The organism is Streptomyces sp. NPDC021356 (assembly GCF_040641015.1).
Classification (GTDB): Bacteria; Actinomycetota; Actinomycetes; order Streptomycetales; family Streptomycetaceae; genus Streptomyces.
This window is the reverse complement of sequence record NZ_JBFACU010000001.1, coordinates 327,859-351,603: the sequence shown is the minus strand read 5'-3', so window position 1 is coordinate 351,603 and position 23,745 is coordinate 327,859. Positions and strand designations below refer to the sequence as shown.

The 23,745-nt window shown below is 74.0% G+C and carries 25 protein-coding genes and 1 pseudogene; 14 read left to right on the top strand and 12 right to left on the bottom strand.

Translation table 11 applies throughout. From position 1 onward, the window contains the following. The first annotated feature begins 20 nt into the window (after positions 1-20). Together AB0G56_RS01580 and AB0G56_RS01575 are read left to right on the top strand one after the other, a co-directional pair. Positions 21-833 carry an SDR family oxidoreductase gene (locus AB0G56_RS01580; protein ID WP_360961873.1) on the top strand — a complete coding sequence of 271 codons (813 nt, stop codon included), beginning with the start codon at positions 21-23 and terminating at the stop codon, positions 831-833. A 51-nt stretch (positions 834-884) separates the two neighbouring features. After that, positions 885-1,115 (top strand): hypothetical protein, encoded by a 231-nt coding sequence (locus AB0G56_RS01575; RefSeq protein ID WP_360961870.1) that lies wholly within the window; start codon positions 885-887, stop codon positions 1,113-1,115. 114 nt (positions 1,116-1,229) lie between these two features. Here AB0G56_RS01575 and AB0G56_RS01570 read toward each other — a convergent pair whose 3' ends face one another. Both AB0G56_RS01570 and AB0G56_RS01565 read right to left on the bottom strand, forming a co-directional pair. Continuing rightward, positions 1,230-2,513, bottom strand: coding sequence for a lectin (locus tag AB0G56_RS01570; protein ID WP_360961867.1), 1,284 nt, complete (start codon positions 2,511-2,513; stop codon positions 1,230-1,232). Positions 2,514-2,647: 134 nt separating this feature from the next. Continuing rightward, on the bottom strand, positions 2,648-3,214 hold the full coding sequence (locus tag AB0G56_RS01565) for a VanZ family protein (RefSeq protein WP_360961864.1): 567 nt from the start codon (positions 3,212-3,214) through the stop codon (positions 2,648-2,650). A 227-nt stretch (positions 3,215-3,441) separates the two neighbouring features. Between AB0G56_RS01565 and AB0G56_RS01560 the strand changes: the two genes are divergently transcribed. The 7 genes from AB0G56_RS01560 to AB0G56_RS01530 all read left to right on the top strand — a co-directional run bounded on the left by AB0G56_RS01560 (position 3,442) and on the right by AB0G56_RS01530 (position 8,246). Next, positions 3,442-3,624 (top strand): hypothetical protein, encoded by a 183-nt coding sequence (locus AB0G56_RS01560; protein ID WP_360961861.1) that lies wholly within the window; start codon positions 3,442-3,444, stop codon positions 3,622-3,624. Then, positions 3,621-4,073, top strand: coding sequence for a monovalent cation/H+ antiporter complex subunit F (locus AB0G56_RS01555; protein ID WP_360961858.1), 453 nt, complete (start codon positions 3,621-3,623; stop codon positions 4,071-4,073). Before AB0G56_RS01560 ends, AB0G56_RS01555 begins: the two co-directional genes overlap by 4 nt. Then, positions 4,066-4,329, top strand: coding sequence for a hydrogenase subunit MbhD domain-containing protein (locus tag AB0G56_RS01550; protein WP_360961855.1), 264 nt, complete (start codon positions 4,066-4,068; stop codon positions 4,327-4,329). Before AB0G56_RS01555 ends, AB0G56_RS01550 begins: the two co-directional genes overlap by 8 nt. Further along, entirely contained in the window at positions 4,326-5,066 is a 741-nt protein-coding gene (locus tag AB0G56_RS01545) for an MnhB domain-containing protein (RefSeq protein ID WP_360961852.1), read from the top strand. The genes AB0G56_RS01550 and AB0G56_RS01545 overlap by 4 nt, the downstream gene beginning before the upstream one ends. A gap of 19 nt (positions 5,067-5,085) precedes the next feature. Continuing rightward, entirely contained in the window at positions 5,086-5,433 is a 348-nt protein-coding gene (locus AB0G56_RS01540) for a sodium:proton antiporter (RefSeq protein ID WP_360962237.1), read from the top strand. Then, complete coding sequence (locus AB0G56_RS01535; protein WP_360961849.1) at positions 5,433-7,214, top strand: complex I subunit 5 family protein; 1,782 nt, start codon at positions 5,433-5,435, stop codon at positions 7,212-7,214. The genes AB0G56_RS01540 and AB0G56_RS01535 overlap by 1 nt, the downstream gene beginning before the upstream one ends. Positions 7,215-7,280: 66 nt before the next feature. Then, positions 7,281-8,246: a ribose-phosphate pyrophosphokinase gene (locus AB0G56_RS01530; RefSeq protein ID WP_360961846.1), complete on the top strand. Its 966-nt coding sequence runs from the start codon at positions 7,281-7,283 to the stop codon at positions 8,244-8,246. On the opposite strand, the gene AB0G56_RS01525 is transcribed toward AB0G56_RS01530, so the two are convergent. The 4 genes and pseudogenes from AB0G56_RS01525 to AB0G56_RS01510 form a co-directional block, all read right to left on the bottom strand. Further along, positions 8,212-8,622, bottom strand: coding sequence for an anti-sigma factor antagonist (locus tag AB0G56_RS01525; protein ID WP_360961843.1), 411 nt, complete (start codon positions 8,620-8,622; stop codon positions 8,212-8,214). The two genes, AB0G56_RS01530 and AB0G56_RS01525, sit on opposite strands and share 35 nt — an antisense overlap. A 162-nt stretch (positions 8,623-8,784) precedes the next feature. Continuing rightward, positions 8,785-9,153, bottom strand: a pseudogene (locus AB0G56_RS01520) (amidohydrolase family protein); the annotation flags it as partial. Between the two features lie 257 nt (positions 9,154-9,410). Then, positions 9,411-9,710 carry a DUF4235 domain-containing protein gene (locus tag AB0G56_RS01515; protein ID WP_360961840.1) on the bottom strand — a complete coding sequence of 100 codons (300 nt, stop codon included), beginning with the start codon at positions 9,708-9,710 and terminating at the stop codon, positions 9,411-9,413. A gap of 53 nt (positions 9,711-9,763) precedes the next feature. Then, positions 9,764-10,792, bottom strand: a complete 1,029-nt coding sequence (locus tag AB0G56_RS01510) for a glutathione S-transferase C-terminal domain-containing protein (protein ID WP_360961837.1) — start codon at positions 10,790-10,792, stop codon at positions 9,764-9,766. Positions 10,793-10,850: 58 nt separating this feature from the next. Between AB0G56_RS01510 and AB0G56_RS01505 the strand changes: the two genes are divergently transcribed. After that, the gene (locus tag AB0G56_RS01505; protein WP_360961834.1) at positions 10,851-12,050 is read left to right on the top strand and encodes a cation diffusion facilitator family transporter; all 1,200 of its coding nucleotides are present in this window, start codon (positions 10,851-10,853) and stop codon (positions 12,048-12,050) included. A gap of 96 nt (positions 12,051-12,146) precedes the next feature. Here AB0G56_RS01505 and AB0G56_RS01500 read toward each other — a convergent pair whose 3' ends face one another. Continuing rightward, positions 12,147-12,599: a nitroreductase family deazaflavin-dependent oxidoreductase gene (locus AB0G56_RS01500; protein ID WP_360961831.1), complete on the bottom strand. Its 453-nt coding sequence runs from the start codon at positions 12,597-12,599 to the stop codon at positions 12,147-12,149. A gap of 708 nt (positions 12,600-13,307) precedes the next feature. On the opposite strand from AB0G56_RS01500, the gene AB0G56_RS01495 reads away from it, so the two are divergent. The 3 genes from AB0G56_RS01495 to AB0G56_RS01485 all read left to right on the top strand — a co-directional run bounded on the left by AB0G56_RS01495 (position 13,308) and on the right by AB0G56_RS01485 (position 16,236). Next, positions 13,308-14,516, top strand: coding sequence for a cytochrome P450 (locus AB0G56_RS01495; RefSeq protein ID WP_360961828.1), 1,209 nt, complete (start codon positions 13,308-13,310; stop codon positions 14,514-14,516). A 12-nt stretch (positions 14,517-14,528) separates the two neighbouring features. Continuing rightward, on the top strand, positions 14,529-14,747 hold the full coding sequence (locus AB0G56_RS01490) for a ferredoxin (protein ID WP_360961825.1): 219 nt from the start codon (positions 14,529-14,531) through the stop codon (positions 14,745-14,747). A 514-nt stretch (positions 14,748-15,261) separates the two neighbouring features. Continuing rightward, positions 15,262-16,236: an aldo/keto reductase gene (locus AB0G56_RS01485; protein ID WP_360962234.1), complete on the top strand. Its 975-nt coding sequence runs from the start codon at positions 15,262-15,264 to the stop codon at positions 16,234-16,236. A gap of 12 nt (positions 16,237-16,248) precedes the next feature. Here the strand turns inward: AB0G56_RS01485 and AB0G56_RS01480 are convergent, their stop codons facing one another. From AB0G56_RS01480 to AB0G56_RS01465, 4 genes are all read right to left on the bottom strand, one after another. Next, positions 16,249-16,794 (bottom strand): universal stress protein, encoded by a 546-nt coding sequence (locus AB0G56_RS01480; protein WP_360961822.1) that lies wholly within the window; start codon positions 16,792-16,794, stop codon positions 16,249-16,251. A gap of 30 nt (positions 16,795-16,824) precedes the next feature. Further along, positions 16,825-18,114, bottom strand: a complete 1,290-nt coding sequence (locus AB0G56_RS01475) for an arsenic transporter (RefSeq protein WP_360961819.1) — start codon at positions 18,112-18,114, stop codon at positions 16,825-16,827. Between the two features lie 70 nt (positions 18,115-18,184). Continuing rightward, on the bottom strand, positions 18,185-18,925 hold the full coding sequence (locus tag AB0G56_RS01470; RefSeq protein ID WP_360961816.1) for a DUF4232 domain-containing protein: 741 nt from the start codon (positions 18,923-18,925) through the stop codon (positions 18,185-18,187). A 169-nt stretch (positions 18,926-19,094) separates the two neighbouring features. Next, positions 19,095-20,513, bottom strand: a complete 1,419-nt coding sequence (locus AB0G56_RS01465; protein WP_360961813.1) for a serine/threonine-protein kinase — start codon at positions 20,511-20,513, stop codon at positions 19,095-19,097. Between the two features lie 45 nt (positions 20,514-20,558). Here AB0G56_RS01465 and AB0G56_RS01460 point away from each other — a divergent pair, with 45 nt between their 5' ends. After that, positions 20,559-21,113 (top strand): RNA polymerase sigma factor, encoded by a 555-nt coding sequence (locus AB0G56_RS01460; RefSeq protein ID WP_360961810.1) that lies wholly within the window; start codon positions 20,559-20,561, stop codon positions 21,111-21,113. Positions 21,114-21,236: 123 nt separating this feature from the next. Here the strand turns inward: AB0G56_RS01460 and AB0G56_RS01455 are convergent, their stop codons facing one another. Then, on the bottom strand, positions 21,237-23,621 hold the full coding sequence (locus AB0G56_RS01455; RefSeq protein ID WP_360961807.1) for a SpoIIE family protein phosphatase: 2,385 nt from the start codon (positions 23,619-23,621) through the stop codon (positions 21,237-21,239). Between the last annotated feature and the right edge of the window lie 124 nt (positions 23,622-23,745).

Here is a 23,745-nt window from a genome sequence, read left to right as displayed (position 1 = left end):
CCCGTACCGCAGGAGGCCCCATGTCCGCTCCTTCGCCGTCCGCCGCCAGGGTGGCCGTCGTCACCGGTGCCGACTCCGGCATCGGCCGGGCCACCGCCGTCCGCCTGGCCGAGGCGGGGCTGGACATCGGCATCACCTGGCACAGCGACGAGAAGGGTGCCGAGGAGACCGCCGAGGAGGTCCGCGCCCACGGGCGCCGCGCCGCCGTCGCCCGGATGGACCTCACGCGGCTGCCCACCGCCGCGGACGCCGTGGACGAGCTGGCCGGTGCGCTCGGCGACCGGATCGACGTCCTGGTCAACAACGCCGGTACGGGCACGGCCACGCCCTTCCTCGACCTGCGGCTGGAGGACGTGCGCGAGGTGCTGGACGTGGACCTCGTGGGGCCGTTCCTGTGCGGGCAGAAGGCGGCCCGGCGGATGATCGGCCAGGGTGGCGGCGGCCGGATCGTCAACGTGACCTCGGTGCACGAGCACCAGCCCCGGGTGGGCGCCGCCCCGTACTGCGCGGCCAAGGGCGGCCTCGGCCTGCTCACCCAGGTGATGGCCCTGGAACTGGCCGAGCACGGCATCACCGTGAACGCGGTGGCGCCCGGCGAGATCGCCACCCCCATGACCGGCCAGGAGGACACGGACGTGCGCGCCGAGCACCGTCCCGGCGTCCCGCTGGGCCGCCCGGGCGACGCCCGTGAGGTCGCCGCGGTGATCGCGTTCCTGGCCGGCCCCGACGCCTCGTACGTCACCGGGGCGTCCTGGAGCGTGGACGGCGGGATGCTGCGGATGGGGCCGATGGCGGGCTCCCACCTGGCGGGGGACGACTGGCGCCGCCCCTGAGACGGCCCCCGTGCCCACCGCCCGCACCGGACACGATCTAGGCTTGATGACATGACCGAGAGCGCGAGTCCCTACATCTCCCAGCCGCGGATCATGGTGCTCGGGGTCCAGCGGACCGACCCGCCGTTCCGCATCGTGGAGATCGACGGCGAGGTGGTGGGCGAGGCGAAGAGCGTCACCGACGTCCTCCAGGCCGCCGCCGCGTTCGGCATCACCGTCCACGACCTGGACGACCCGGACGTGGTCCGCTGGGTGGGCGGCGACAAGTTCACCTGGCACTGACGCGACCGCGCGGCGCGGGGGCGGGCACCGGAACCTCCCGCGGCCCGCACGAGCACCCCTGCCAGGACCGCCCGCGCGAGCGGCCCCGCCGGGATCACCGCGGCCCCGCCGGGATCAGCCCACCGTCCACTTCTGGTTGGCGCCGCCCGTGCAGGTCCAGATCTGCAGGCGGGTGCCGTCGGCCGAGGTGTTGCCCGTGACGTCCAGGCACTTGTCCGCCTGGGGGTTGACGATGTCGTGGGCCGCGGAGAGCGTCCACTTCTGGTTCGGTCCGCCGGTGCAGTCCCACAATTGGACGGTGGCGCCGTCCGCGGTGCCGCCGTCCGTGACGTCGAGGCACTTGCCGAGCGCACGCAGGGTGCCGTCGGAACCGGCCGTCCACTGCTGGGCGGCGGTGCCGTTGCAGCCGTAGAGCTGGACCGGTGTGCCGTCGGCGGGGTTCGCCCCGGCGACGTCCACGCACTTGCCGGCCAGTCCGCGGATCGCGGCGCCGGTGGCCGTGCCGGCCGTGGTGACCGAGACGGAGTCCACGACGAGCTGCTGCGGGAAGCTCGTCGAGCCGTCCGGGTCGCCGGGCCAGTAACCGCCCACCGCCAGGTTCAGGATCAGGAAGAACGGCTTGTCGAACACCCATGTCTTCCCGCCGAGGTCGGCGGGCGTGCGCCGCTGGTAGACGGTGCCGTCGACCGACCAGGTGACCGATCCCGGTGCCCAGTCGACGGCGAAGGTGTGGAACGCGTCGGCGAATGCCTGGCCGCCGGGGAGGGTGTAGGCGGCGCCTATGCCGCCCGAACCGGAGTAGCCGGGGCCGTGGAGGGTGCCGTGCACGGTCGAGGGTTCGAAGCCGACGTTCTCCATGACGTCGATCTCGCCCGAGTCCGGCCAGTCGACCGGCGTGCCGAGCATCCAGAACGCCGGCCACATGCCCTGCCCGCGCGGGATCTTCATCCGGGCCTCGACATGGCCGTACTGCGCGGTGAACCTGCCCGAGGTGTTCAGCCGGGCCGAGGTGTACTGGCAGGTCCCGTACCAGCACTGGTAGTTCGCCGGGTTCTCGCGCCGCGCGGTGATGACGAGGTGGCCCTGGCCGTCCAGCGCCGCGTTGCGGGTGCCCGGCGTGTAGTACTGCCGCTCGTGGTTGTTGACGTTGTCGCCGGTCTCCGTCTGCCACTTGGCGGGGTCGACGGCCGCTCCCGCGGGCCCGTCGAAGGTGTCGGAGAACGTCGTTGCGGCCCCAGCCGCGGAAGTGGAGACGGCGGTGGCGGAGGTGGCCGCCGCCCCGGCGCGGGCGGGGCCGTTCGCCGCCTCGGCGTGGGCGGGACCGACGGCGGCGGCGCCGGCGAGCGCGGTGGACAGGGCGGCCAGGAGGCAACTGCGGAGCAGGCGTGGGGAGGGCACGGAACTCCCTTCGGACGGCGGCCCGGTACCCGGACGCGCCGACGGTCGTGGGGGGACAAGGAGCTGACGCGCCCTTGATTCAAGGGCTGAATTAAGTGACCGTCAATACCTTGGTCCGTACCGGAGTCGCTCCCTCAGCCGCGCCGCCGGCGCGCGTGCACGGCCCGGCCCATGCGCCGCCCGAGCAGCAGGTGGCCCACGAGGGCGCCCGTCGTGTTGAGGATGACGTCGTCGATGTCGAACGCCCGCCCGGTGATCAGCGCGCCCTGGGCGAACTCCACCAGCAGCATCACCAGCGCGGTGAGCAGCAGGACGCGCAGCAGGCCGCGCGCCCGGGGCGCGAGCACCGGCACCAGCACTCCGAACGGCACCCCGAGCAGCAGGTTCCCGCCGATCTGCTGGACCGCGTCCCGCAGTCCCGGCGCGCCCAGATAGGCCCGCAGCGACCGGCCCGGGTGCAGGTTCGTGTGCACGAAGGACACCGACGAGGGCGACGGCTCGAGCGTCAACCGGGCCAGGACGACGGCGAACGCCACCATGAAGACGAACGCGGCCGCCATCGCCGGCAGGCGCAGCGGCCAGGGCAGCGGCCGGCGGCGGGGCGGGTCCTCGACGGGCTCCTCGACGGGCTCCGCGGCGGGCCGGGACCCGGCCGTGCGGGTCCGGAACACGGTGAGCGGACGGAACGCCACCCTGGCCATGCGATCCTCCCGACGCCAACTCGGTTTCTCAGGGGCCCGGTTACCCCGGATCAGCCACGGGATGCCGGGCCGGCCGCGGGGGCGGGCCGCCCACGTCGCCGGTTTCCGTTGCTGCTGTCGGGGCATCCGGGCACCGGACCCGCGCGCCGCCGCGCACCCCGTGGTCGGGGCGGTGCTTGGATGCCGGGGCCGGACCAGAGCAGAGAACCGAGCCCGGGAGGTGTCGGGTGGACCCGCGTACGACACTGCGCGCCGTGGGCGAGGTAGCGGCCTGGTGGGCCGCGCTCGTCGTGCTGTGGCTCATGCTCATCAGCACCGTCTACACCCTGGAATGGGTGGTCGGCGCCTGCGCCGCGGGCGTGGGCGCGCTGGTCGCGCGGGCCGGACGGCGGGCGGTGAGCCGGCGGTGAACGGCTGGCTCGTCGCGGCGACGGCCGTCCTGGCCGTCGGCCTCGGTACGACCCTGTGGGGCGTCGCCACCGGCCCGCTCGGCCGCCGCGTCGTGGCGCAGAACCTCTCCACCGCCCTGGTCTGCCCCGGCCTGCTCCTGCTGTCCCAGGGCTACAGCCGCACCTCCTACGTCGACCTCGCCCTGCTCCTGGCCCTGCTCGGGCCGGTCGGCACCCTGGTCTTCGCCCGGCTGCTCGCCGACGAACTCGCCGAGGACCCGCCGCAGGCCTGGGCGGCGACCTGGGCCTGCGCCGCTCTGGGAGCCGCCGTCGTCCTGGCGCTGTGCGTGGTCACCGGACCCGGCCGGGCCATGGTGAAACTCCTGAGCGTCGGGGCGCTGCTGGTCGGCGGGAACCTCCTGGCCTCCCGGGCCCTGTCCGGCGGCTTCCCGGGGGCGAGCCGTGGCTGACGCGCTCGTCGTCCTGGCGCTGCTGGGCGTGGCCGGCTGCGCGACCGCCGCCGTCGCCAACCGCGACCCCGCCCGCCAGGCCCTCGTCCTGTCCGTCCTCGGCACCGCCCTCGCCGTGCTCTTCACCGTGCTGCAGGCACCCGACGTCGGCCTGTCCCAGCTCGCCGTGGGCTCCGCCCTCACCCCGCTGCTCGTCATGCTCTCGGTCCGCAAGGTCCGGCGGCGCTCCGCCCACGGCAAGGACGGCAGGCAGTGACCCCGCGCGCCCGGCTGTGGCTGGTGGTGCTGGGCGGCGGCTCGCTCGCCGCGCTGCTCGTCGCCGCCTGCCTGCGACTGCCCGCCTTCGGCGGCCCCTGGCACCCCTACGGCGACCGCGCCGTGCGCGCCGCCCTCGCCCGGCACACCGCCAACACCATCGCCTCCGTCAACTTCGACCAGCGCGCCTTCGACACGATGGGCGAGATGACGATCCTCTTCGCGGCCGTCCTCGGCTGCGTCGTCCTGCTGCGGCAGGCCCGCGACGAACACCGCGATCCGCCCCGGCCCTCCGAGGTCGCGGCCCCCGTGCGCCGCTACGCCCTCGTCGTGCTGCCCGTCGCCCTGGTCACCGGCCTCTACGTCGTCGCCCACGGCCAGCTCAGCCCCGGCGGCGGCTTCCAGGGCGGAGTCGTCGCCGCGACCGCCCTGCACCTGATGTACCTGGGCGCCGACTACGCCGCGCTGGAACGCATCCGCCCCGTCGACGCGTACGAGATCGGCGACGCGCTGTCGGCCTCCGCCTATCTCGTCCTCGGCTTCGCCGGCGTCCTGGCGAGCACCGCCTTCCTCGCCAACACCCTGCTGCCGTACGGCACGTTCAACACGCTGTCCTCCGGCGGCACCGTCCCGCTGCTCAACGCGGCCATCGGCATGGAGGTCGCCTGCGCCGTCGTCGTGCTGCTCGCCCGCTTCCTGGACCAGGCCGTCGAGATCGAGGAGGAGAACACGGAGTGAGTGCGCCGTGAGCGACGTCATGCACGTGCTGCCGTACCTGGTCGCCGCCTATGTGTTCCTGGCCGGCTGCTACGGCCTGGCCACCAGCCGGAACCTGATCCACGCCGTGGGCTGCCTCGCCGTGTGCCAGTCGGCGACGTACATCCTGCTGCTGGCCGTCGGCTACCGCGACCACGGCACCGCGCCCGTCTTCTCCGACATCAAGCCCGGCTCGCGGCCCGTCGTCGACCCCGTCGTGCAGGCACTCACCCTCACCGACGTCGTCGTCGGCGCCACCGTGACAGCGTTGCTGCTCGCGCTGACCGTGCAGATCTCCAAGCGGCACGGCACGGTCGACCCCGACGAGCTGAGGGAGCTGCGCGGCTGATGCACCATCTGCTGCCGCTGCTGCCCGCCGTTCCGCTGCTGGGCGCGGCCCTCCTCGTGGCCGGCGGGCGCCGCCTGCCCCGCCCGGCCGCCGAGGCCTTCGCCTCCCTGGTCTGTGCCACGACGGCCGCGCTGGCGATCTGGCTGCTCGTCGGCTCCTCGCCGCCGCTGACGGAGTGGGTCGGCGGCTGGTTCCCGGTGGGCGGCGAGAGCGTCGGCATCGTGGTGATCGGGGACGGTGCGAGCCTCGGCATGGCGGCGCTGGTCTCGCTGCTCACGCTCGCCGCGCTGGCGTACTCCTGGTACTACTTCGACGAGCCGCCACGCGGCCACGCCGGTTCCTTCCCCGCGCTGATGCTGCTCTTCCAGGGCGGCATGTGCGGGTTCGCGATCGCCGGCGACCTGTTCAACGCGTTCGTGTTCTTCGAACTGATGAGCGTCGTCGCCTACGCGCTCACCGGGTACCGCATCGACGAGGCGAAGGCCGTGCAGGGCGCGCTGGGCTTCGCCCTCGTCAACTCGCTCGGCGCCTACTTCATGCTCATGGGCATCGCCCTGCTCTACGCCCGCACCGGCGAACTGGCCATGGCGAAGATCGGCCACGGACTGGACGCCGCCGCCGGCCACCACGGCCCCGACGCGCTCGCCCTGGCCGGTTTCGTACTCTTCCTGACCGGGCTGCTGGTCAAGGCCGCCGCCGTGCCCTTCCAGTTCTGGCTGCCGGACGCGCACGCCGTCGCACCCACCCCCGTGTGCATGCTGCTGTCGGGCGTGATGGTGGAACTCGGCGTCTACGGCGTCTGGCGCGTGTACGGCACCGTCTTCTCCGGGCCGGGCGGCGTCCCCGCGGCCGACGCGACGCGGGCGCTGGTGGCGCTCGGCGTGCTGACCGCGGCCGTCGGCTCGGTCATGTGCTGGTACCAGCGGCACATCAAGCGGCTGCTCGCGTTCTCCACCATCGCCCACACCGGCCTCTTCCTGGTCGGCATCGGCGTCCTGAAGGCCGAGGCGGACGACGGGACCGCGCTGTACATCCTCGCCCACGCGGGCGTGAAGGCCGCCCTGTTCGCCTGCGCCGGCATCCTGCTCGACCGCTACGGCAGCGTCGACGAGTTCTACCTGCACGGCCGCGCCCGGCGCCTGCGCGGCGTCGGGATCATGTTCGCCGTGGGCGCGCTGGCCCTCGCCGGGCTGCCGCCGTTCGGCACGGGCCTCGGCAAGGCGGTGAGCGAGGAGGCCGTCGGCGGCCCGCTGACCGTCCTGTACGTCGCCGCCTCCGCGCTCACCGGGGGAGCGGTGCTGCGGGTCGCCGCCCGGGTCTTCCTCGGACTCGGCCCCCGGCCCCGGGAGCGCGGCGGCGAGGAGCGCGACGAGGACGAGACGTCCGGATCCGGCGAGGAACCCGAGACCAGGCAGCGGCTGGACTCGGTTCCCAACACCATGCGGACGGTCCCGGCCGTGCTGCTCGTCGCGGCGCTCGCCGTCGGAGCGGTCCCCGGTTTCGCCGACGTGGTGGGGCACGCCGTCGACGAAGCGGGGACCTGGGGGGTGTTCTCCTCCGTGCACTGGACCACCGCCGGCGTCCTGCTCGACCTGCTGTCGGCCCTGCTGGCGGTGGGGCTCGCGGGTGTGGCCGTGGCCCGCCCCGGGCTGCTGGCCGCGCCGGGCTGGGCCCTGCCGCTCAGACGCCTGCAGTCCGGGCACGTCGGCGACTACGTGGCCTGGCTGCTGGTGGGCGCCGCGCTGCTCGGTGCGCTGGCCCTGCCCGGCATCCTGGGGTGAGGGGCGGTCCCGGCGGATCAGTAGCATGAGCGCGGCAGTCCGGAATGATCATGCGAGGAGCAGATCGTGCGAGACATCGCGGTGTTCAGCGGCAGTGCCCATCCCGACCTGGCGGCCGAGGTCTGCGCGCACCTGGGCGTGCCGCTCAGCCCCACCCGGGTCAGCCGGTTCGCCAACGACTGCCTGGAGGTGCAGTTGCAGGCCAACTGCCGCGAGCGCGACGTGTTCCTCATCCAGCCGCTGGTCAAGCCGGTGCAGGAGCACCTGGTGGAACTGCTGCTGATGTGCGACGCGGCACGTGGTGCCTCCGCCGGGCGCATCACCGTCGTCATGCCGCACTACTCCTACGCCCGTTCCGACAAGAAGGACGCCCCGCGCATCTCCCTCGGTGGGCGCCTCGTGGCCGATCTGCTGGTGGCGGCGGGCGCGAGCCGGGTCCTGGCGATGACGCTGCACGCCCCGCAGGTGCACGGGTTCTTCTCGGTGCCCGTCGACCACCTGCACGCACTGCGCGAACTGGCCGCGCACTTCAGGCAGTACGACCTGACGCGCACCACGGTCGTCTCGCCCGACCTCGGCAACGCCAAGGAGGCCGCCGCCTTCGCCCGGATGATCGGCGCCCAGGTGGCCGCGGGCGCCAAGCAGCGCTACGCCGACGACCGGGTCACGATCAGCTCGGTCATCGGCGACGTGGCCGGGCGGGACGTGATCGTCCTGGACGACGAGATCGCCAAGGGCAGCACCGTGCTGGAACTCCTTCAGCGGCTGCGCGAGTCGGGGCCGCGCTCGATCCGGATCGCCTGCACGCACGGCCTGTTCGCGGCGGGCGCCCTCAAACGGCTCACGGAGCAGAGCGACGTACTGGAGATCGTGTGCACCAACACGGTCCCGGTGCCCGACCACGAGGAGTACCGGGCCCACCAGGACAAGGTGCGGGTGCTGTCCATCGCGCCCGCGCTCGCCGAGGCGGTGCGCCGCATCCACAACGGGGAGTCCGTCAGCGCGCTCTTCGACGCGCCGCGGGACGAATAGACCGAACGGACCCGGCCCCGGACCAGGCCAGGGCGGCGTCCAGGGTCGGCCGCGGGGGCACCAGCCGGGACAGCCCGGTGACGGCGAGGACGCGCAGGGTCAGCGGGTGCGTGCACACCAGCAGCACGTCGCCGCCCTGGCCGAGGACGCGGTTGCGGACCCGGTGGAGCAGGCGCAGCCCGGAGCAGTCGAAGAACTCCACCCCGCTCAGGTCGATCACCACCCGGGACTCGGGCCGGGCCGTGACCCGGTCCAGGCGCGGCAGGATCCGTACCGCGGCGGCGATGTCGATCTCTCCGTGGAACTCCAGGACGGTGTGCCCGCGGTGCCGGCGGACGCGCAGGTTCCGGGTGAGTGGCGCGGGTGCGTTCGCCACGACGACTTCGCCTCCAACCGGTTCTTCCGTTGCGACGGGGGTGCACTCAGGGAGCGCACCGTGGGCCCCCGCTCTGCAAGTTACCCTCGATGGAGTGAATTCCAGCATGTTCGGTTGACATATGTCTGTGAATTGCTGTTGGCCTGGCGGAGGGACGCCGCCTCACTCGGCGGCGAACACCCTCACCCCGCCCACGTACGTCTCCCGCACCTTCGTCTGAGCGATCGCCTCCGGCGGACCGGCGAACGGGTCACGGTCCAGCACCACCAGGTCCGCGAGCGCCTCCGCGCGCACCTCGCCCGTCTCGTCCAGGTGGTTCACCCGGGCCGATCCCGCCGTGCAGGCCCTGATCGCCTCCGCCAGACCGATGCGCTCGGCGGGCAGGAACACCGGCGCGCCGCCGCCGGGCTCCTGGCGGTTGACCGCGACGTGGATGCCCTGGAGCGGGTCGGGGCTGCTGACCGGCCACTCGCTGCCCGCGGCGAGCGCCCCGAACGGGTACTGCCATGAGGCCCGTTCGGGGCCGAGGAAGGTCTGCGTACATGGTGCCTTCCGTGAGCGCGCGCCGCGCCGAGGTCGTCGACCGCCGCCGACGGCGTCGGCGGGGCACCCTGCCGACCCCGGTGACCACTCATGGAACCGGCCACGCCCCCGCAGGGTCAACGGTGTTGCCGTCGGGCCGCCGTGCGGCGGAGGGAACGGCGCGGCCTGCGGGAACCGGTGACCAGCATGCACCGCGGCGCCCGCCGCGCGGCCGCGGGCCTCCCGCCGGCCCTGGCGGTGCCGCTTCAGTCGCGGCCCTCGGCGCTCTTCGCCGGCCACACTCCCGTCGAGCGGGCGATGGCCGTGGCGCCCGCGCGGTCCACCGCGCTGCGCACCACGGCGAACAGCGCGCCCTGCACGGCCGCCGCGAGCAGGATCTCACCCCAGCGGCGGTCCTCGTCGAGGGCGTCGGGGGCGTCGTCCTCCTTGCGGAACGCCTTCCAGGCGGTGCGGAACGCCTTCCCGGCGAGGGCCCCGCCGACCCACCCCAGCACGAAACCGACGGGCTGGTAGACGAGCGGGAGCTTGTTCTTCTTCTTGGCCACCTGTGTCTCCTTCGTTCCTTCACGGGTAGGGCGGGTACGGCGCAATCGCCGGGTCAGGGCCGGCCCCGGGGCGGGATCCGTTCGGCCTCGCGCACGGGGCCCGGCGGTGTCCCCTCGCCGAAGGGCCGGCCGCCCAGCTCCTCGCGCCCGTGCGGCGTCAGCCAGCCGGACAGGTCGGGCCCGAGGGGCACGATGCCGGTCGGGTTGATGCCGGTGTGCACCTGGTAGTAGTGCCGCTTGATGTGGTCGAAGTCGACCGTGTCGCCGAAGCCCGGCGTTCGGTAGAGGTCGCGGGCGTACGCCCACAGCACCGGGTTCTCCGCCAGCTTCCAGCGGTTGCACTTGAAGTGTCCGTGGTAAACGGCGTCGAACCGCACCAGCGTCGTGAACAGCCGGATGTCCGCCTCGGTGATCGTGTCGCCGACGAGGTAGCGCTGCCGGGCCAGCCGCTCCGTGAGCAGGTCCAGCCGGCGGAACACGCCCTCGCACGCGGCCTCGTACTCCTGCTGGCCGGTCGCGAAACCCGCCCGGTAGACGCCGTTGTTGACGTCCTCGTACACCTCGGCCGCCACCGCGTCGATCTCGTCGCGCAGCGCCCGCGGGTACAGGTCGGGCGCCCCGGGCCGGTGCAGGACCTTCCACTCGGTGGCGAGGTCGAGGGTGATCCGCTGGTAGTCGTTGGTGACCAGCTCGCCGCTGGGCACGTCCACGACCGCGGGCACACTCACCCCGCCGGGGTAACCGCTCTCCCGACGGTCGTAGGCCTCGCTGAGGTAACGGATGCCGAGCACCGGGTCCCGGTCGCCGGGGTCCAGCGTGAAACGCCAGCTCCGGTCGTCCTGGATCGGATCGACCACGGCCAGCGACAGGGCGTCCTCCAGGCCGAGCAGCCGCCGCGACACGAGCGCCCGGCTCGCCCAGGGACACGCCCGGCTCACCACCAGCCGGTAACGCCCGGCGGCCACCGGCCAGCCGTCCCGCCCGTCCGCGGTGATCCGGTCGGCGAAGTGGCTCTTCGAGCGTTTGAAGGCCTTGTGGCCGTAGGAGCGGTTGCCGCCGTTCCCGTCGTCCCCGTCGCTCATGCCGGTCCTCCCTGCGGTCGCGGCGCACCGATCGAGGTGCACCGATCGAGGTGCACTGGTGAACACGTTCCCCGAAATCCGCCGACGGCACGGTGTGATCCGCGCGGACGGGGGGCAGTCGGCGAACGTGGACGGGACAGCCGACGAGACAGCCGAAGAGATGACGGAAACAACCGGGAGAACAGGAACGGCCGGGCACACCGCAACCGCCGGCGCGACCGGTACCGCCGACACGGCCGATTCAGCAGACGGAGCCGAGAGGGCCGAGGTGGGCGAGCGGAGCGAGAGTGCCGAGACGGGGCCGGGGCCCACCGCCGACCGGAAGACGCGGGTCACCGTGCTGGTGGCGCTCGCGGCGAACCTGGTCATCGCGGTCGCCAAGGCCGTGGGCGGCCTCGTCGCGCACTCGCCGGCCCTGCTGTCCGAGGCGGCCCACTCCGTCGCCGACAGCCTCAACGAGGTCTTCCTGCTGGCCGCGCTGCGCCGCAGCCGCCGCCCCGCCGACCGACGGCACCCCTTCGGTTACGGCAAGGAGCGGTTCTTCTGGTCGCTCCTCGCGGCCGTCGGCATCTTCGTCATGGGCGGCTGCTTCTCCTTCTTCCAGGGCGTGCAGGCCCTGCGCGAGGGCGCCCACGAGGACCTGTCCGGCTACGTCATCGGCCTGATCGTGCTCGGGGTCGCCCTGCTGGCCGAGGGCACCTCGCTGCTGCGGGCGGTGCACCAGGTGCGCGCCCAGGGCGGCGCGGCCGGGCTGCGCGACCCCGCGCTGCGCACGGTGGTCGCCGAGGACGGCACCGCGGTGCTCGGTGTCACGCTCGCCATCGCCGGCATGGCACTGCACATGGTCACCGGGCAGGTCGTGTGGGAGGCCTCGGCCTCGCTGGCGATCGGCGCGCTGCTCGTCTATGTCGCCTACCGCCTGGGCCGCGACGCACGCGACCAGCTGATCGGGGAGGCCGCGGACCCCGAACTCAGCGGCCGGATCCGCAGTCTGCTGCGGGCACAGCCCGAGATCGACAGTGTGGAGGCGCTGCTCACCATGAAGCTGGGCCTCGACTCCGTGCTGGTGGCGGCCCGGGTCGACCTGGCACCCGGCATGGACAGCGAACGGGTCGAGGAGGTCGCGGTGCGCATCAAACGGTCGATCGCCCGCACCGTCCCCGCCGCGGACCAGATCTTCTTCGATGTGACCGACCGCCCCGCCGGGGAGGAGGCACGGGAGAGCCCCGCCGCGACGGGGGAACGCGGCGGGGCCTGACAGACGGGTGCCCGCTCCACGGCCGGTCCATGCCTCACGGCCGGGATCCGCCCGCAACGGACGCACCCGGAGCCCGGGCCCTGCCGCCGCCGGGGCTCAGTGCCCGTCGGGCGCCGCCTCCAGCACGAAGACGGGGATCTCCCGCGAGGTCTTCTCCTGGTACTCGGCGTACGGCGGGAACGCGGCGACGGCCCGCTCCCACCACTCGGCCTTCTCCGCTCCGGTGACCTCACGGGCCGTCATGTCCCGCTTTACGGGCCCGTCCTGGAGTTCGACCCGGGGGTCGGCCAGCAGGTTGAAGTACCAGAAGGGGTGCTTGGGCGCGCCGCCCTGCGAGGCCACCACGGCGTAACGCCCCGAGTGCTCCACCCGCATCAGCGGGGTCTTGCGCAGCCGGCCGCTGCGTGCGCCGCGCGTGGTCAGCAGGATGACGGGCAGCCCCGTCTCCCTCAGCGTGGTCCCCTCGGTGCCGCCGGAGCTCTCGTACAGCTCCACCTGTTCGCGTACCCACTGGGTGGGGCTGGGCTCGTACTCGCCTTCAAGAGGCATGTGGTCGGTCCTCTCCTCGCTCGTCGGTCTCCGGTCACGCGCTGCGGTACAACACCGTTGCCCGGACGTTTCATCCCTACCGCGTTCCCCTCCGGTCACGCCTGGGACGGTCATCTTCCGCGGGCGCCGCCACTCATGGCGAGATCCGGCAGCAGAGTGCGGCCACCGACGTCCGTATCACGCCACGTCCGTATCACGCCACGTCCGTATCACGCCACGTCCGTATCGCGCCACGTCCGTGTCCGGACGGGTCCGCACCGCCGTGTCCGCGCAGCGCCGTGTCCGCCGAGCGCCGTACCCAGGGGGTGCTCCCGGACGGCAGCAACGTCCGCACCGCAGGCGCCGTGATCACGGCACTCGACACCAGCGCCGTCGCAGGCACCGGTCCTTCGCGGACGGCCGGGCCGCTGTCGGCGCCCCGTCCCGAAGACGGCGGCGGACGGTGGCAGCGGCACGACGATCGAGGACATGGCCGGATCGTGCAAGCCCGGCCCGGCGAGGACAATCGAATTGCGAAGCCGGATCACGAAAGGAACCACAAACGAACCACGGAAGGAGCCACGGAACGGAAGAGGTGCTTCCCGGCCAGATCCGGCGGATCGTCGAAGTGGCCGAACTTCGCGTCGCACCATAGATGCCTCAGGCATCTAATGAAGATCGGCACGACGCACACTTCGTCTGCTCGTCCGCTCGTCTGCGAGGTCTTCCATGCCGGACCCGACCGTCGAAACCCCCCACCCCGTGGCCTTCCCGCAGGACCGCTCCTGCCCGTACCACCCGCCCACCGGCTACGACCCCCTGCGCGAGTCCAGGCCGCTCGCCCGCATCACCCTCTACGACGGCCGCCCGGCCTGGGTCGTCACCGGGCACGCCCTCGCCCGCGAACTGCTCGCCGACCCGCGCCTGTCCAGTGACCGCACCCGTCTGGGGTTCCCGGTGACCACCGCCCGTCTCGCGGCGGTGCGCGACCGCAAGACCGCGCTCCTCGGGGTCGACGACCCCGATCACCGCACGCAGCGGCGCATGCTGATCCCCAGCTTCACCCTCAAACGCGCCACCGCCCTGCGGCCCCGCATCCAGGGGATCGTCGACGGCCTGATCGACCGGATGACCGCCCAGGGCCCGCCCGCCGAACTGGTCCGGGACTTCGCCCTCCCCGTGCCCTCCACGGTGATCTGCGAACTGCTCGGCGTTCCCTACGCCGACCACGAGTTCTTCGAGGAGCAGTCCCGCCGGCTGCTGCGCGGCCCGGACGTCGCCGACGTGCTGGACGCGCGCGGCAGGCTGGAGACGTACCTGGGCGACCTGGTCGACCGCAAGCAGAAGGAACCGGGCGACGGAGTCCTGGACGACCTGGTCCAGGAACGGCTGCGCGAGGGCGAACTGGACCGTGCTGAGGTCGTCGCCCTCGCGATCATCCTGCTCGTCGCCGGCCACGAGACCACCGCCAACATGATCTCGCTGGGCACGTACACCCTCCTGCAGCACCCCGAGCGGCTGGCCGAACTGCGCGCCGACCCCGCGCTGCTGCCCGTCGCGGTCGAGGAACTGATGCGGATGCTGTCCATCGCGGACGGACTGCTGCGCCAGGCCGACCAGGACATCGAGGTGGCGGGCACCACCATCCGGGCCGGGGACGGCGTGGTCTTCTCCACCTCCGTCATCAACCGCGACCAGAGCCTCTACGACACCCCGGACGTGCTCGACTTCCACCGGCCCACCCGCCACCACGTCGCCTTCGGCTTCGGCATCCACCAGTGCCTCGGCCAGAACCTCGCCCGCACCGAGATGGAGATCGCCCTGGGCTCCCTCTTCGCCCGGCTGCCCGGCCTCCGGTTGGCCGCACCGCCGCAGGAGATCCCCTTCAAACCCGGCGACACGCTCCAAGGAATGCTGGAACTCCCCGTGACCTGGTAAGAGGCTGCTCCCATGCGCATCGACATCGACAAGGACCGCTGTATCGGCGCCGGCCAGTGCGCCCTGGCCGCCCCGGGTGTCTTCACCCAGGACGACGACGGCTTCAGCAGCCTGATCCCCGGCCGGGAGGACGGCGGCGGCGACCCCATGGTCCGTGAGGCCGCGCGGGCCTGCCCCGTCGGGGCGATCACGGTGACCGAGAAGGACGCCGCGGCCGGGACGGCGGGATGAAGGGAACGCCGGGAGCGGCGCCGGCGACGGCGACGAGGGACTGAGGGCGACCACGGGTCCGGCCCGGTCCGCGCAGCGGCGATGAGGCGGCGCGGGTGACCGAACCCGGCCGGGCGGACCCCGGGGACCGTTCCTCCACGTTGTCGTCCGCGCCGCCTGCGTGGCTTCCGGAGGCGGCACCCTGGTCGCCGCCGCCGGGGGACCGCGGCTGAGAGGTGGGCGTGATCGCCCCGCCGGTCGCGACGGGCGGCTTCTTCGACACCGAGGACATCCGGGCGCGCGCCGGCGCACCCCCTCAGGACGGCACGCGCTCGGAGTCCGGCGGGAGCGGGCGCTCGACCGCCTCGGCCCGGCCCGCCGCCGGGCCTGGCCTCCCGCCCGGCGCCTGAGGCAGCCACGCGTCCGGCATCCGGTACGGCCGGCCGTCATGATCCGAAGCGGCCTACGCTCTGCCTGGCAACCACCCCGAAGACAGGAGCAGCAACGACGCAGACGTGAAGCTCGGTCGACGGGCCTGGACGTGTCGCGGATCTGTCTGGGCCGCATGACCTACGGCGTACCCGAGCGCGGCGCGCACGAGTGGGCCCTCGACGAAGAGGCGTCCCGGCCGCTCGTCCGGCAGGCGCCGGAGGCCGGGATCACCTTCTTCGCCACGGCCGACGTCTACTCCGACGGCACCAGCGAGGAGATCGTCGGCCGCGCCCCGCGGGACTTCGCCCGCCGCGACGACATCGTGCTCGCGACGAAGGTGCACGGCCGGATGCGGCCGGGACCGGGCGGCGCCGGGCTGTCCCGCAAGGACATCATGACCGAGATCGACCACAGCCTGCGCCGCCTGGGCACCGACTACGTCGACCTCTACCAGCGCCGCCTGGGCACCGACTACGTCGGCCTCTACCAGATCCACCGCTGGGACCCGTACACGCCGAGCGAGGAGACGATGGAGGCGCTGCACGACCTGGTCAGGGCGGGCGAGGCGCGTCACATCGGGGTGAGTTCGATGTACGCCTGGCAGTTCTCCCAGGCCCAGTACACCGCCCGGGCGCACGGCTGGACCCGCTTCGTCTCCATGCAGAACCACTACAACCTCCTCTACCGCGAGGAGGAGCGCGAGATGCTGCCGCTCTGCGCGGACCAGGGCGTGGGCGTCCTGCCCTGGAGCCCGCTCGCCCGCGGCCGTCTCACCCGCGACCGGGGTACCGAGACGGGGCGCAGCGCCACCGACAACTTCGGCAGCACCCTCTACCCGGAGGGCGACCGCGCCATCGTCGAGGCCGTCACCCGCATCGCCGGTGAGCGCGGCGTCCGGCGCGCCCAGGTGGCCCTCGCCTGGCTGCTCCACCAGGACGCGGTGACGGCACCGATCGTCGGCGCATCCCGGCCCGGGCACCTCGACGACGCGGTCGCCGCCGTCGAAATCGAACTGAGCGACAAGGAGATCGAGGAGCTGGCCCGCCCCTACCCGCCGCACGAGGTCAGCGGTCACTGACCACCGGCGCCGTCAGGGCGTGCGCGGGGGTTCGGGGCGCGGCGGCCCGCCGAGGCCCGGGCCGGCGTGCGGTGGCGGTGGCGGTGGCGGCGGCAGCGTCGTGAGGTCCGGCGCCGCCTCCGGCCACACCAGCAGCACCGGGCACGGAGCGTGGTCCACGGCGAACCGCACGGCGGGCCCCAGGCTGCGCGGCCCGAGCCGGTCGCGGTCGCCGTCGCGGGCCAGCACCAGCAGGTCGGCGTCCTCGGCGGCGGCCACCACCTCGCGTTCGGCCCGCCCCGCCCGCTCCAGCCGGGTGCACGGCCGCCCGAGCCGGGCGGCCGCCGCCTCCAGCAGCTCGGCGGCCGAGGTGCCGCCGAGGTCGGTCAGCCGGGCGCCCGGATCCCGCTCGCGGTGTCCCCGGCCGAGCAGCCCGGCGAACGCCCCGTGCGCCACGGCCGGCACCTCGGTGCCGCTGACGTGCAGCAGCACCACCTCGCAGGTGTCCGGCGCGTGGGCGCGCACGGCGTCCACGCAGGCGGGCCAGGTGCCCTCGACGAGCCAGGCGATCACACGCATACGACGACCTCCGTCAGTCGTTCGGGCGTCTCACAGGACCTGCAGCGACCCCCACAGTGCCACCACCGCGGGCACCAGCGCGGCCGGCACGGCCAGCAGACCGAGGCGGGTGAACTCCTTGAGGTCCACGCCGTGTTCGTGCTGGTGCACGATCCGCCGCCACAGCAGGGTCGCCAGCGAGCCGGCGTACGTCAGGTTGGGGCCGATGTTGACCCCGAGGAGCACCGCCAGGACCGCGCCCGGCCCGGCGGGGGCGGTCAGCGGCAGCAGGACCAGGACCGCCGGGAGGTTGTTGATCAGGTTCGCCAGTACGGCGGCGAGCGCGGCGACGCCGAGCAGCGCGGGCAGTGCGGTGCCACGGGGCAGCAGGTGCCCGAGCGCGTCGGCGAGCCCGTTGTCGACCACCGCCCGGACCACGATCCCGAGCGCCAGGACGAACGCCAGGAAGGCCGGCGCCGCCGCCCGCACCACGGTCAGCGGGGTGGCCCGGCGCCGCACCAGCGCACGCCCGGCCAGCACCAGCGCCCCCGCGAGCGCCGCCCACGCCGGTTCGACGCCGAACGTGGACGTCACGACGAACCCGGCCAGCGTGCAGCCCACGGTGACCAGCGCGAACACGGGGAAATCGGGAGCCTCGCCGGTGTCCGGCGCGGGCGCCGACGCCGCCAGGTCGCGGGCGAAGAAGCGGCGGAAGACCACGTACTCGGCGGTGATGGCCACCAGCCACGGCAGCGCCATCAGCGCGGCGAACCGGGTGAAGCTCAGGCCGCTCGCCGCGAACGCCAGCAGGTTGGTGAGGTTGGAGACCGGCAGGAGCAGCGACGCCGTGTTGGACAGGTGGGTGCATGCGTACACGTGCGGTTTGGGCCGTACGCCCGTCCGGGCCGCGGTGGCGAACACGACCGGGGTGAGCAGCACGATCGTGGCGTCCAGGCTGAGCACGGCCGTGATCGCCGACGCCAGCGCGAACACCGCGGTCAGCAGCCGCACCGGCCGGCCCCCTGCCCGGCGGGCCATCCACGCCCCGCACGCCTGGAACAGCCCCTCCACGTCGCAGAAGTGGGCCAGGACCAGCACCGCGGCCAGGAACCCGACCACCGGCCCCAGTTGCTGCGCCTCGGCGCGCGCGTGGCCGAGCGAGATCGCCCCGGTGGCGACGGCGACGCAGGCGGCGGGAACGGCCAGGGCCGCCTCGGGCCATCCGAAGGGCCGGACGACGGCCCAGGCGAGGACGGCGACGAGCAGGACGACGGAGAGTGTCTCTGCGAACGGGGTGTTCAGGGCTCGGTCCTCCGGACGCGGTCGACGGTGCCCGCACATCAAAGCAAACGCCCGTCGGAGTTCCGCCCCCACGTGCGGGGACACGGATGCGCCGGGGGCCGGCGCTGCCTCAGGGGCCGGTGCCCGGGCTGAGGACCGTGAGGAAGACGGAGGAGGAGTTCCCGCCGACGGGGACCTGGCCGGCCGTCCACCTCACCGTGAGGTGATCACGCTCGTCGGGCGGGGTGACGATCAGCGTCGCCGGCCTCGCGGTCCTCGCCTCGCTCACCTCGGGGTTGGAGAACGTCAGGCCCGCCCAGGCGCTGTGGCCGGGGCGCAGCGTCACGGTGGCGGGCGTCCCCGACTCGCGCTTCGGGTCCGGGCCCAGCTGCCTGCCGGAGGCGTCCACGAAGGCGGCGCCCGGATAGCCGCGCACCGTGCAGGTGCGGCCGGAGGTGTTGGTGAGGACGACCGGGAAGTTCTCCTGTCCGGCGCCGGGGTCGTTGCGGCCCACCGTCGCCCTCAGCTCCGAGGTGTGGCAGCGGGTGCTCCGCGCCGTCGTGCTGGTCCCGTTCCCGTTCCCGTTGCCTGCGCTTGTGCTGGTGCCCTCGCTCGTGCCCGGGGTGGCGGGGGAGGAGCCCGGCCGGGTGGCGGTGCCGCCCGGGGCGGTGGTGGCGGAGCCGGGCGCGTCGCTCGTGGCGGGCGCGGCACCGCTCGTGCTGCCGCCGGTCGCGGGCGCCGCGGTGCCCGGCACCTTCTGCGGGCCGGCCGACGTGCCGTCGGCGCTGCCGCAGGCGGTCAGCAGACCCAGTACGGCCACCGAACTCGCGAGCAGCGCCCTGCGGCGGGGCGAAGAGGACGTGTGCGCCATGTTCCACGCTCCTGGTGGTTCGTCGCACGCGCTCAGGGCGTGCGTCCGGCGCCTCGTGCGCCGACAAGAGGTCCGATGCGCGGACCGGCCGGAAAGTTCGCGGTTCCCGAGAAATCCTCCCGAAGTGTTCTTCCCGGTCCCGGCCCGCGGGACGTTCACTCGTACGGGGTCAGGTGACCCGCAGGGAGCGGAGTATGCCGTCGGTCGCGTCGGCGCCGTCGCGCTGGCGGATCTGCACGTACACCTGGGGCCGCGGGGCGGCGCCCGCGGGGACCAGCGCGGCCTCCGTGAGGCGGCCTTCGCCGGGGCACCGGGTCCAGGTGCGCACGCGGCCCCGCCACCGGTCGCCCGTGTAGGCGCGGGTCCCGTCGTAGTGGCAGCCGGGATGGTCGACGGCGTTCACCCGGGCGGTGACGTCACCGTGCTCGCTGAGTCCGGCGAACACACCGCGCACCCCGGCTCCCAGGTCCTGCCACCGCGCCAGGTCGTCGGCGACGGCCAGCCCCGGCTCGTGCCCGGCGGGCAGCCCCAGCGTCCGCGGGTCCCAGCCGGAGTCCCGCAGCTGCCGCCCCCAGCCGTCGGGCACCCGCAGCTCGATCCGGCCGGTGGTGTCCGCCACCCGCACGCCGGGCGGCGCCGACGGCCGCAGCGTCAGCGCCAGGGCGACGCCCGCGCCCGCGACGGCCGCGACGGCGGCCGTCAGCGCCACGGTCCCGCGCCGCCCGGGCCGCCCACGCCGCACGCGCGTCCGGGCGTCCGGCGTGCCCGCCCCGCCTGCCTCGTCCGACCCGTCCGTTTCCGTAGTGGCCGCCCGCTCCAGTTCCCGGGCGAACGCCTCGGCGGTGGGCCAGCGCCGCTCGCGGTCCGGTTCCAGGGCCCGCAGGAGCGTGCGCGCCACGCCGGGGTCCAGGCCGGGACGCAGCCGACGCGGCGGCACGATCCGGCCCGGCGCGCCCGGGACCGTGCCCGTGGCCAGCTGGTAGCCGACCGCGCCCAGGCTGTAGACGTCGGCCCGCGCGTCGATGCCCGCGCCCGGCTCGGCCTGCTCGGGCGGCCGGTACCCGGCCGACCCGGCGGCCAGGGTCAGCCCCGAGGCCTCGGCCAGGCTCTTGGCGAGCCCCAGGTCGGCCAGGAGCACCCGCCGGGTGCCGTCCGGCGCGGTGCGCAGCAGGACGTTGCTCGGTTTGATGTCCCGGTGCACGATGCCCGCCTCGTGCAGCGCCTGCGCGCTCCGGGCGGCCAGCGCGGTCAGCCGCAGCGCCTCGGCCACCGGGAGCGGACCGTCGCCCAGCAGGTCGGCCAGGGTGCCGGCGTCGGCGTACTCCATGACGAAGTACGGTCTGCCGTCGGGCAGTTCACCGATGTCGTGGACCTGCACCACGCGGGGCGAGGCGGCCTTGCGCAGCAGCCGCGCCTCGGACAGGAACCGTTCCCGCACGTCCAGGCGGTGCGACCAGTTCTCGGCGAGGACCTTGACGGCCACCGGAGCGTCCAGTTCGTCGTCGTGGGCCAGCCACACCGTGCCGAAGGCGCCGGTCCCCAGGCGCCGTTCGAGCCGGTAGCGGCCGATCCGTCCGACGGAGTGCATGGCACTATCATGCCTGCTCCGAGATCGACTCCAAGGAGGCCCGTCGTGACCGACGACGCGGAGCCGACCGAAGAGCTGGCCCGGCGGGCCGCGGCCGGCGACGGCGGCGCGCTGGAGGCGCTGCTGAGGGAGATCCGCCCCGAGGTGGTGCGGCGCTGCGGGCGGTTCCTGCCCTGCCGCGAGGACGCGGAGGAGGCCGCGCAGGACGTGCTGCTCCAGCTCGCCCGGCGGATCACCACCTTCGAGGGCCGCAGCCGGTTCAGCACGTGGCTCTACACGGTGGTCGCCAACTGCTGTCGGCAGAAGTACCGCGAACTCAAGCGCCGCGCCGCCGAGCAGCCCGCCGCCATCGAACCGGCCCAGCACGTCGACCCGCGCACCACCAGCGTCATCGCGGGCTCCCGTGTGGATCTGCTGGAGGCGCTGGAGCGGCTGGAGCGCGAGCATCCGCACCTGGTGGCGCCCCTGGTGTACCGGGACATCTGCCGGCTGGAGTACGCCGAGGCCGCCGAGCGGGCCGGGATCCCGCTCGGCACGCTGAAGTCGCGGCTGCACGCGGCGCGCCGCCAGGTCAGGCCCTGGCTGACGGACGCGTCCTGAATTCCGAAACCGACGGACGCGCCCCGAACCTGAAACCGACGGACGCGCCCGCACCTGGGCCGGACGCGTCCTGCGCCTGAACCGGACGGCCGCCGGGCTCGTCCGGCGCTTGGCCCTTCCGGTTCACTCGTCGTCGGCCAGGCCCAGCTCCGCCCAGATGGTCTTGCCCTCGGTGGTGTGCCTGCTGCCCCACCGCTGGGTGAGCTGGGCGACCAGCAGCAGTCCGCGCCCGCCCTCGTCCCAGGTCTTGGCCCGGCGCAGGTGCGGCGCGGTGCTGCTGGTGTCGGAGACCTCGCAGATCAGGTGGGTGTCGTCGTGGATGAGGCGCAGCCTGATCGGCGGGGTGCCGTACCGGATGGCGTTGGTGACCAGCTCGCTCACCACCAGCTCCGCGGTGAACGAGACCGGACTCAGCCCCCAGGTCTCCAACTGGTCGAGGACCTGCTTGCGCACCGGCGCCACCAGCGACGGGTCGGCCGGGACGTCCCAGGTGGCCACCTGGGACGGGGGCAGGCCCCGGGTGCGGGCGAGCAGCAGGGCGACGTCGTCGGCCGGGCTGCCCGCGGGCAGCAGCGCGTTCAGCACGCGGTCGCAGGCCTCCTCCAGGCAGTCGCCCGGCTCGGCGAGCGTCTTGCGCAGCAGCCGCTGCGCGGCTTCGACGTCCCGCTCACGGCTGTCGACCAGCCCGTCGGTGTAGAACGCGAGGACGCTGCCCTCGTCCAGATCCAGCTCGGCCGACTCGAACGGCAGCCCGCCCAGGCCCAGCGGAGGGCCGGGCGGCAGCTCGACCCGGTGGGGCGGCCCGCCGGGCGGGACCAGGACCGGGGCGGGGTGTCCCGCACGGGCCAGCGTGCAGCGCCGCGAGACCGGGTCGTACACCGCGTACAGGCAGGTCGCGCCGACCTCGCCGGGGCGCCCCGCGTCCTCGTCGCCGGCCTCCGCGGACATCCGGGCGACCACGTCGTCGAGGTGGGTGAGCAGTTCGTCGGGGGCGAGGTCGATGTCGGCGAGGGTGCGTACGGCGGTGCGCAGCCGGCCCATGGTGGCCGACGCCTCCACCCCGTGGCCGATGACGTCCCCGACGACCAGGGCGACCCGCATCCCGGACAGGGGGATCACGTCGAACCAGTCGCCGCCCACCCCGGCCCGTGCCGCCGGGAGGTAGCGGGAGGCCGCCGCGACGGCGGCCGTGCGTGCCAGGGTGCGCGGCAGGAGGCTGCGCTGGAGGGCGAGGGCGGTCTCGCGCTCGCGGGAGTAGCGGCGGGCGTTGTCGATGCAGACGGCGGCGCGGGCGGTGACCTCCTCGGCCAGCAGCACGTCGTCGGGCAGGAACCGGGCGGGCTGGGCGAAGCGCGTGAAGACGGCGACGCCGAGCGTCATGCCCCGGGCCCGGATCGGCACCGACATCGTGGAGTGGACGCCGAGCGGGCCGAGGCGCCGGCTGCGCGCCGGGTTCCAGGCAAGCCACTTCTCCAGGTCGCCCGAGCCCTCGGACACCACGATCGCGTGCCCCGACAGCAGGGAGGCGCCCTGCGGCGAGACCGCCGGGTAGACCTGGCTGTGCCCGACGGCGGTCACCGCCTCGGGATCTCCCGGGGTGACGGAGCGGTGGGCGACGCGCCGCAGCGCGGCCGGCACGCTCAGCGGTCCGATGGGCAGTTCACCGCCGTGCGCGGGCGGATCCACCAGGTCGACGCTGACGAAGTCGGCGAGGGCGGGGACGCAGACGTCGGCGAGTTCCTGTGCGGTCCGGCCGACGTCCAGGGTGGTGCCGATGCGCACGCTGGCCTCGTTCACCAGTTGCAGCCGCTCGCGCGCCCGGTGCTGCTCGGTGAAGTCGTGGGCGGCGACACAGACCCCGCGCACCCGGCCAGTGGGGTCGGTGATCGGGGACATCCGGGCCATCCAGGCGTTCATCCGCCCGTCGCCGCCGATCGGCACGTACGTCCGCACGTCGTGTCCCCGGCCGGTGTCGAGGACGCGGAGCATGTGCCGCTCGATGTCCGCGCTCTGCGGCCCGCCGCCGATCTCGGGCAGGCGCAGGCCGCGCAGCCGCTTCCCGGAGACGCCGAGCACCTCGGCCATGGCGTCGTTGACGGCCCGCAGTCGCAGCCGGTCGTCGTAGATCGCGACGGCACAGGGGGACTGGACGAGTCCGGCCCGGGACAGCACGTCGTCGTCCGGGGCGTCGCGGTCGCGGCCCTCCAGCGGGGTGACCACCAGCCAGTCCCCGCCGTCCCGCGCGTGCCGGTGGTGTGCGAGCACCCAGACGGAGACGGCGTGGCCGTCACGGTGACGCAGGGTGAGCGTGCCGTTCCAGCGGTGTCCCTCGGGCAGGGAGAGGGGCGTGCCGTCCGCGAGCAGGTCCGCGGCAGGCCTGGCCAGCACCTCCTCCGGCGCCCAGCCGAGCAGCCGGCGCGCGCCCTCGTTCCATTCGACGAGGACGCCGTGCTCGTCGACGACGGCCCGCGCCGTGGCGGCCTCGTCGAACGGATAGACCGGGCTCATCCTCGTCACTCCAACGCGCACACTCACAGTGATCAGGTGTGTCACTCCCGTTCCAGCGTAGTGCGTACCGGCTCCGAGCGGTCGGCCGCCCCCGGGGAGGGCCTGGGACAGGGGACCCGGGAAG

Excerpts from the sequence above, each read along its gene's own strand:
- AB0G56_RS01580 (WP_360961873.1), top strand. The coding sequence starts at position 21 with ATGTCCGCTCCTTCGCCGTCCGCCGCCAGGGTGGCCGTCGTCACCGGT.
- AB0G56_RS01575 (WP_360961870.1), top strand. The coding sequence starts at position 885 with ATGACCGAGAGCGCGAGTCCCTACATCTCCCAGCCGCGGATCATGGTG.
- AB0G56_RS01565 (WP_360961864.1), bottom strand. The coding sequence starts at position 3,214 with ATGGCCAGGGTGGCGTTCCGTCCGCTCACCGTGTTCCGGACCCGCACG.
- AB0G56_RS01540 (WP_360962237.1), top strand. The coding sequence starts at position 5,086 with ATGCACGTGCTGCCGTACCTGGTCGCCGCCTATGTGTTCCTGGCCGGC.
- AB0G56_RS01535 (WP_360961849.1), top strand. The coding sequence starts at position 5,433 with ATGCACCATCTGCTGCCGCTGCTGCCCGCCGTTCCGCTGCTGGGCGCG.
- AB0G56_RS01510 (WP_360961837.1), bottom strand. The coding sequence starts at position 10,792 with ATGAGCGACGGGGACGACGGGAACGGCGGCAACCGCTCCTACGGCCAC.
- AB0G56_RS01500 (WP_360961831.1), bottom strand. The coding sequence starts at position 12,599 with ATGCCTCTTGAAGGCGAGTACGAGCCCAGCCCCACCCAGTGGGTACGC.
- AB0G56_RS01495 (WP_360961828.1), top strand. The coding sequence starts at position 13,308 with ATGCCGGACCCGACCGTCGAAACCCCCCACCCCGTGGCCTTCCCGCAG.
- AB0G56_RS01490 (WP_360961825.1), top strand. The coding sequence starts at position 14,529 with ATGCGCATCGACATCGACAAGGACCGCTGTATCGGCGCCGGCCAGTGC.
- AB0G56_RS01480 (WP_360961822.1), bottom strand. The coding sequence starts at position 16,794 with ATGCGTGTGATCGCCTGGCTCGTCGAGGGCACCTGGCCCGCCTGCGTG.
- AB0G56_RS01475 (WP_360961819.1), bottom strand. The coding sequence starts at position 18,114 with ATGTGCGGGCACCGTCGACCGCGTCCGGAGGACCGAGCCCTGAACACC.
- AB0G56_RS01470 (WP_360961816.1), bottom strand. The coding sequence starts at position 18,925 with ATGGCGCACACGTCCTCTTCGCCCCGCCGCAGGGCGCTGCTCGCGAGT.
- AB0G56_RS01465 (WP_360961813.1), bottom strand. The coding sequence starts at position 20,513 with ATGCACTCCGTCGGACGGATCGGCCGCTACCGGCTCGAACGGCGCCTG.
- AB0G56_RS01455 (WP_360961807.1), bottom strand. The coding sequence starts at position 23,621 with ATGAGCCCGGTCTATCCGTTCGACGAGGCCGCCACGGCGCGGGCCGTC.